This is a genomic window from Saccharomonospora halophila 8, assembly GCF_000383775.1.
GTDB classification, from domain to species: Bacteria; Actinomycetota; Actinomycetes; order Mycobacteriales; family Pseudonocardiaceae; genus Saccharomonospora; species Saccharomonospora halophila.
Map to the genome: position 1 here is coordinate 4,846 of NZ_KB912472.1, position 5,310 is coordinate 10,155.

A 5,310-nucleotide genomic window follows, 5' to 3' on the forward strand; every position below is an offset into this window, starting at 1 on the left:
CAGCCGCAGCCGGGCGAGGTCGGCCTCGGCGGTCGCGCGGTGGTGGCGCGCCGCGCCGAGCACCAGCCCGATCCGGTCGCGGAGTGTGTCGAGCGCCTGCGTGACCCGTGCGCGGCGCTGTGCGCTCCTGCGTCGCACGCCTACACCCTCGAACGGTAGAGGTCGATCATCCGGTCCGCCCCGTCGATCCGCGCGCGGTTCGCGTCGAGCTGTTCGACGGCCCGCGCCAGCTCGTCCGGCAGCCACGGGTCGGTCCGGGCCTGGGCCTCGGTGACCACCCGCCGGTAGTCCTCCAGTAGTTCGCGGGCGGCGGCGCTGTGCGCGCGGACGTCGTCGAGGACGCCGAGCACCTCGCCGAGCTCGTGCCGTAGTTGTTCCGCTGACATGGGACCTCCCGACGCTTCACCGACGTGCGGTCACCGATACGGCCGGACCGGGTGGGGTCACAGCCGGGCCGAGTAGTTCTCGGCGGAGGTGATGCACGCCCGGATGGTGGTCTGGGTGCCGTTGATCCCCTGCAACGCCTCGGCGAGCATCCCGTGCGCCTGGTTGACCTCCTCCTGCGCACTGCCGGAGGTGGCCTGGGCCAGCGACTGTTGGGCTTCCTCGAGGGACTGGGCGGCCTGCTGCAGGGCGGCGATGCTGGCGGAAGCCTTCTCGTTCGCGAGGGCGATCCCCGCGCGAATCTCCTCCACACCGGGCATGGGTCGGGCTCCTTGAGGAAGTCGGGTCTGACGGCGACCAACCTATCGTGATCGATCAGCAGCACACAGCAGGTAGGTGGGGGAATCGATCAGTCACCGTGTGCGCACACACGGGGTGTCGACGATTCATTATCTGCTGTACTATTCAGCCCATGTGGACCTCTGAGACGCGCGGCACCGCGCTCGCCCGACTCGGGCGGGCGCTGGCCGACCCCACCCGCTGCCGCATCCTCACCGCCCTGCTCGACGGCGTGCACTATCCGGGCGCACTGGCCGAACAGCTCGCGCTGAGCCGGTCGAACGTGTCCAACCACCTGGCCTGCCTGCGCGGCTGCGGACTCGTGGCGGCCACCTACGAGGGCCGCCGCGTCCGCTACGACCTCGCCGACCCGCACCTGGCCCGCGCGCTGGGGGAGCTCTCGGAGATGGTGCTGGCCGTCGACACCGACCAGCCGTGCCTGAACGGCACCCCGGTGGCGGCGGACGGCGACGGATCGCCCGCGACCGAGGGGGTGGTCCCGTGAGCCACCCGCCCGACGACGCCGGACACCCGGCGTCGAGGCCGGTCGACGACTGCTGTGCGGGAGCGGACGGAGCCTGTGGTGCGGGCCGGGAGACGTCGGCCGGCACGCCGGAGGCTCCGCTGTCCGAACAGCGACGCGCGGTCCTGACCCGCCGCGTGCGGCTGCTGGTCGCCGCCACGATCACCTACAACGTCGTGGAGGCCGTCGTCGCGATCTCGGCGGGCGCGCTGGCGAACTCCACCGCACTGATCGGCTTCGGGCTGGACTCGACGATCGAGGTCGCCTCCGCCACGGCCGTGGCCTGGCAGTTCTCCGGCGCCGACCCCGAGGCCCGGGAACGGGCGGCGCTGAAGGTGATCGCCGTGTCGTTCTTCGCCCTGGCCGCCTATGTCGGGGTGGAGTCGGTCCGCGCCCTGTTCGGCGCGGCCGAGGCCGAGCACTCGACGGTGGGCATCGTGCTCGCCGCGGTGTCGCTGGTGGTCATGCCCGCGCTGTCGCTGACCCAGCGCTACGTCGGCAGGCAGCTCGGCTCGGCCAGCGCCGTGGCGGACTCCAAGCAGACGCTGCTGTGCAGCTACCTCTCCGGCGTGCTGCTGGTGGGCCTGCTGGCGAACAGCCTGTTCGGCTGGGCGTGGGCCGACCCGATCGCCGCCCTGGTCATCGCCGCCGTCGCCGTCCGCGAGGGCCGCGAAGCCTGGCGCGGCGAACACTGCTGCTGACGGGGGGCGTGGAGTGGTGATAGAAAGTGAACGAAAAACGCCGCTAAGGGCCGCATCGCCGCAGGTCAGAACGTTGCCGGGCGGTGTTTGTCTTCCCCGCGCACGCGGGGGTGGTCCCGCGGCGATCACGTTGCTGGCACCCATCAGGCGGTCTTCCCCGCGCACGCGGGGGTGGTCCGAAGGGCGATCGGCTGATCTTCGCCGACGAAACGTCTTCCCCGCGCACGCGGGGGTGGTCCACACCGTTTCGACCCTGCGGCCGACGACGTTGCGTCTTCCCCGCGCACGCGGGGGTGGTCCGTCGCGCCTGCAGGGCCAGGTGATCGAGGGCCGCGTCTTCCCCGCGCACGCGGGGGTGGTCCCCAGTTGACGGCTGGGTACCTTCTGCGTCACTCGTGGTGACGGGAATGGTGTAGGTGAGTGCGTAGCGGTCTCCGGGGATCACGATGTCGCACGTCTCGACCGGCGTCTCGCCTGCGTAGAGGGTTCGCTCGATGGTGAGCACCGGGGTCCCGGTCGGGATGACGAGTGCGTCCGACTCGGAGGGAAGTGGTGCGCGGGTGGTGACCCGGATCGGGTTCCTGCTGCTCGAACTCGGCTTCACCATCGCCGAAGAAGGCGGCATCGACCCCGCCGGGATCGAACACGCCGTGTCCCACGCCTACGGACTCCCCACCGACTGAGTCCGCGGTGCCGCGTGGCCGGGTTGTGGGTCCGTGGTGCTCGACGTGTGGCCCGAGCGTCGGCACTCCGGCGCGAGGATCGGGTCAGACGGGTGGGTGCAGGGGGCGCCTGCCCTCACCGTCGCACCACCGGCACGCCCGCATCGTCAGCACCGAGCGGCCGATTCCGTCGAGCACGGCGAGCGTGGGATCGGCAACCTGTCCGTCGCCGCCGCACCCGGTGCACACCGCCCGCACCTGTCCGTCGTCGTCACTCATGCCGGATCTCCTCCGAACTCCCCGCTACCGCCGCGAGTTCGGCAGTCTACGGTCTCGGACTTGCTCCGGCCTGTCCGCCGTGCTCCCGCGACGAAAAACGCCGGGCACCCGTGGGTGCCCGGCGTTCCGGTGAGCGGAGGATACGGGATTCGAACCCGTGAGGGCTGTTAACCCAACACGATTTCCAATCGTGCGCCTTAGGCCGCTCGGCCAATCCTCCGCGCAACAGCGTATCAGCCGGGTTCGCGCTGCTCGGAACCACCCGACCGGTGGTGCTGTGCTGCGTGGACGGGGTGCCGCCGCGACCCGGGACGTGCCCTGACGCGGTCGGGTTAGGCGGACGTGACCTCGGGTATCTGCGGGGGACGTGCCGCGCCGGGACCGGCGTGGCGGTGATCTGTGGAACGAGCCGAGGGAAGAGGTGGCCGATGTCCGTGGCGACCGTCGATCGCGAGATGCTCACCGAGCTGGGGCAGCAACTGCGGGTGGACGCGGTGCGCGCGGCCGACTTCGCCGGGTCGGGGCATCCGACGTCGTCGATGTCGGCGGCCGATCTGATGGCCGTGCTGCTCGCCGGGCACCTGCGGTACGACTTCGAGGCGTCCCAGAACCCCGCCAACGATCACCTGATCTTTTCCAAGGGGCACGCCTCGGTACTGCTGTACGCGATGTACGTCGCGGCCGGGGCGATTTCCGAGGACGAACTGCGCTGGTACCGCTCGTCCGGCAGCCGGCTGGAGGGGCACCCGACCCCCGCGCTGCCGTGGGTGGACGTGGCCACCGGCTCGCTGGGGCAGGGGCTGCCGATCGGGGTCGGCATCGCGCTCGCCGGTCGGAGGCTCGAACACCGGGACTACCGGACGTGGGTGCTCTGCGGGGACAGCGAACTCGCCGAGGGGTCGATGTGGGAGGCGTTCGAGCACGCCGGGTACGAGCGGCTGAGCAACCTCACCGCGATCGTCGACGTCAACCGGCTCGGGCAGCGCGGGACCACCCGGCACGGGTGGGACACCGGGGCCTACGCCCGCCGCATCGGGGCGTTCGGCTGGCACACCATCGAGATCGACGGGCACGACGTCGAGCAGATCGACCGCGCCTACGCCGAGGCCGCCGAGGCCGACCGGCCCACCGCGATCCTCGCCCGCACGCACAAGGGGCGCGGGGTGTCGGCGGTGGACGACACCGAGGGCCAGCACGGCAAGGCGCTGCCGAACGCGGACGAGGCGATCGCCGAGCTGGGCGGGCGCCGGTCGATCCGGGTGGACGTCACCGCGCCCGAGTACGAGCGGCCCGCGCCGCCCCGGCTGCACACGCTGTCGATCCCCACGTACTCCGAGGGCGCGGAGGTGGCCACGCGCACCGCGTTCGGCGAGACGCTGACCGCGCTGGGGCGGGTGCGGTCGGACATCGTGGTGCTCGACGGCGAGGTCAGCGACTCCACCCGCACCGGGTACTTCGAGAAGGAGCATCCCGACCGGTTCTTCGAGTGCTACATCGCCGAGCAGCAGATGATCGCCGCCGCGGTGGGCCTGCAGGTGCGGGGTTGGGTGCCGTACGCGGCGACGTTCGCGGCGTTTCTGAGCCGGGCGTACGACTTCGTCCGGATGGCCGCCGTCAGCGGTGCGGACCTGTGCCTGATGGGCTCGCACGCGGGGGTGTCGATCGGTCCGGACGGGCCGTCGCAGATGGGGTTGGAGGACCTGGCGTTCTTCCGTGCGGTGTGGCGCAGCACGGTGCTGTACCCGTGTGACGGTAACCAGACCGCGCACCTGACCGCGGCGATGGCCGAGCACTCCGGCATCCGCTACCTGCGCACCACCCGCCCGGACCTGCCGGTGCTGTACGGGCCGGAGGAGAGCTTCCCGATCGGCGGCAGCAAGGTGCTGCGCTCGTCGTCGTCGGACGAGGTGACGCTGGTCGGCGCGGGGATCACCGTGCACGAGGCGCTGGCCGCCGCCGATTCGCTCGCCGACGCGGGGATCCGGGCGCGGGTGGTCGATCTGTACTCGGTCAAGCCCGTGGACATCGCCACGCTGCACGCGGCGGCGGCCGACACCGGCCGCGTCGTCACCGTCGAGGACCACTGGCCCCAGGGCGGGCTGGGTGACGCCGTGCTGGACGCGTTCACGTCGGCGACCACGATGCCGAAGGTCACCAAGCTCGGCGTGCTGGCGATGCCGGGCTCGACCGGTGCCGCCGAGCAACTCCAGCACGCGGGCATCGACTCCTCGGCCATCGTCGACGCCGCCCGCACCCTGGTCGGCCGGTGAGGGTTGTCGTGAAGGGCACTTTCCCTGCGTCAGACGCCGTGAGGGGCACTTTCCCTGCGTTGGGTGCAGGGAAAGTGCCCCTCACGGCACACGCCGGGGGCGCGGTCAGCGGCACCGGCGTGTGCGGCGGGGGGTGCGGCCGCGGCGGGGGC

The 5,310-nt window shown here is 71.7% G+C and carries 6 protein-coding genes, 1 tRNA gene, 1 pseudogene and 1 CRISPR repeat array; of the genes and pseudogenes, 3 read left to right on the forward strand and 5 right to left on the reverse strand.

Features of this window, described 5'->3' with window-relative positions; translation table 11 throughout:
- Nucleotides 1–140 precede the first annotated feature (140 nt).
- Together SACHA_RS0100020 and SACHA_RS0100025 are read right to left on the reverse strand one after the other, a co-directional pair.
- Nucleotides 141–386, reverse strand: coding sequence for a hypothetical protein (locus SACHA_RS0100020; protein ID WP_019806203.1), 246 nt, complete (start codon nt 384–386; stop codon nt 141–143).
- 57 nt (nt 387–443) lie between these two features.
- Entirely contained in the window at nt 444–704 is a 261-nt protein-coding gene (locus SACHA_RS0100025; RefSeq protein ID WP_019806204.1) for a hypothetical protein, read from the reverse strand.
- A 152-nt stretch (nt 705–856) separates the two neighbouring features.
- On the opposite strand from SACHA_RS0100025, the gene cmtR reads away from it, so the two are divergent.
- Entirely contained in the window at nt 857–1,228 is a 372-nt protein-coding gene (gene cmtR, locus SACHA_RS0100030; protein ID WP_019806205.1) for a Cd(II)/Pb(II)-sensing metalloregulatory transcriptional regulator CmtR, read from the forward strand.
- Complete coding sequence (locus SACHA_RS0100035) at nt 1,225–1,947, forward strand: cation transporter (RefSeq protein ID WP_019806206.1); 723 nt, start codon at nt 1,225–1,227, stop codon at nt 1,945–1,947. The genes cmtR and SACHA_RS0100035 overlap by 4 nt, the downstream gene beginning before the upstream one ends.
- Before the next feature lie 89 nt (nt 1,948–2,036).
- Nucleotides 2,037–2,309: a CRISPR direct-repeat array (repeat unit 28 nt; unit sequence GTCTTCCCCGCGCACGCGGGGGTGGTCC).
- Nucleotides 2,310–2,431: 122 nt separating this feature from the next.
- Here the strand turns inward: SACHA_RS0100035 and SACHA_RS26690 are convergent.
- The 3 genes and pseudogenes from SACHA_RS26690 to SACHA_RS0100050 form a co-directional block, all read right to left on the reverse strand.
- Nucleotides 2,432–2,572: pseudogene (locus SACHA_RS26690) on the reverse strand (hypothetical protein); the annotation flags it as partial.
- Between the two features lie 142 nt (nt 2,573–2,714).
- Complete coding sequence (locus tag SACHA_RS24715; RefSeq protein ID WP_019806208.1) at nt 2,715–2,888, reverse strand: hypothetical protein; 174 nt, start codon at nt 2,886–2,888, stop codon at nt 2,715–2,717.
- 134 nt (nt 2,889–3,022) lie between these two features.
- A tRNA-Ser gene (locus SACHA_RS0100050) sits at nt 3,023–3,108 on the reverse strand.
- Nucleotides 3,109–3,316: 208 nt separating this feature from the next.
- Here SACHA_RS0100050 and SACHA_RS0100055 point away from each other — a divergent pair.
- Nucleotides 3,317–5,158: a transketolase gene (locus SACHA_RS0100055; RefSeq protein WP_019806209.1), complete on the forward strand. Its 1,842-nt coding sequence runs from the start codon at nt 3,317–3,319 to the stop codon at nt 5,156–5,158.
- Nucleotides 5,159–5,310: the final 152 nt, after the last annotated feature.

Excerpts from the sequence above, each read along its gene's own strand:
- SACHA_RS0100025 (WP_019806204.1), bottom strand. The coding sequence starts at position 704 with ATGCCCGGTGTGGAGGAGATTCGCGCGGGGATCGCCCTCGCGAACGAG.
- SACHA_RS24715 (WP_019806208.1), bottom strand. The coding sequence starts at position 2,888 with ATGAGTGACGACGACGGACAGGTGCGGGCGGTGTGCACCGGGTGCGGC.
- cmtR (WP_019806205.1), top strand. The coding sequence starts at position 857 with ATGTGGACCTCTGAGACGCGCGGCACCGCGCTCGCCCGACTCGGGCGG.
- SACHA_RS0100020 (WP_019806203.1), bottom strand. The coding sequence starts at position 386 with ATGTCAGCGGAACAACTACGGCACGAGCTCGGCGAGGTGCTCGGCGTC.
- SACHA_RS0100055 (WP_019806209.1), top strand. The coding sequence starts at position 3,317 with ATGTCCGTGGCGACCGTCGATCGCGAGATGCTCACCGAGCTGGGGCAG.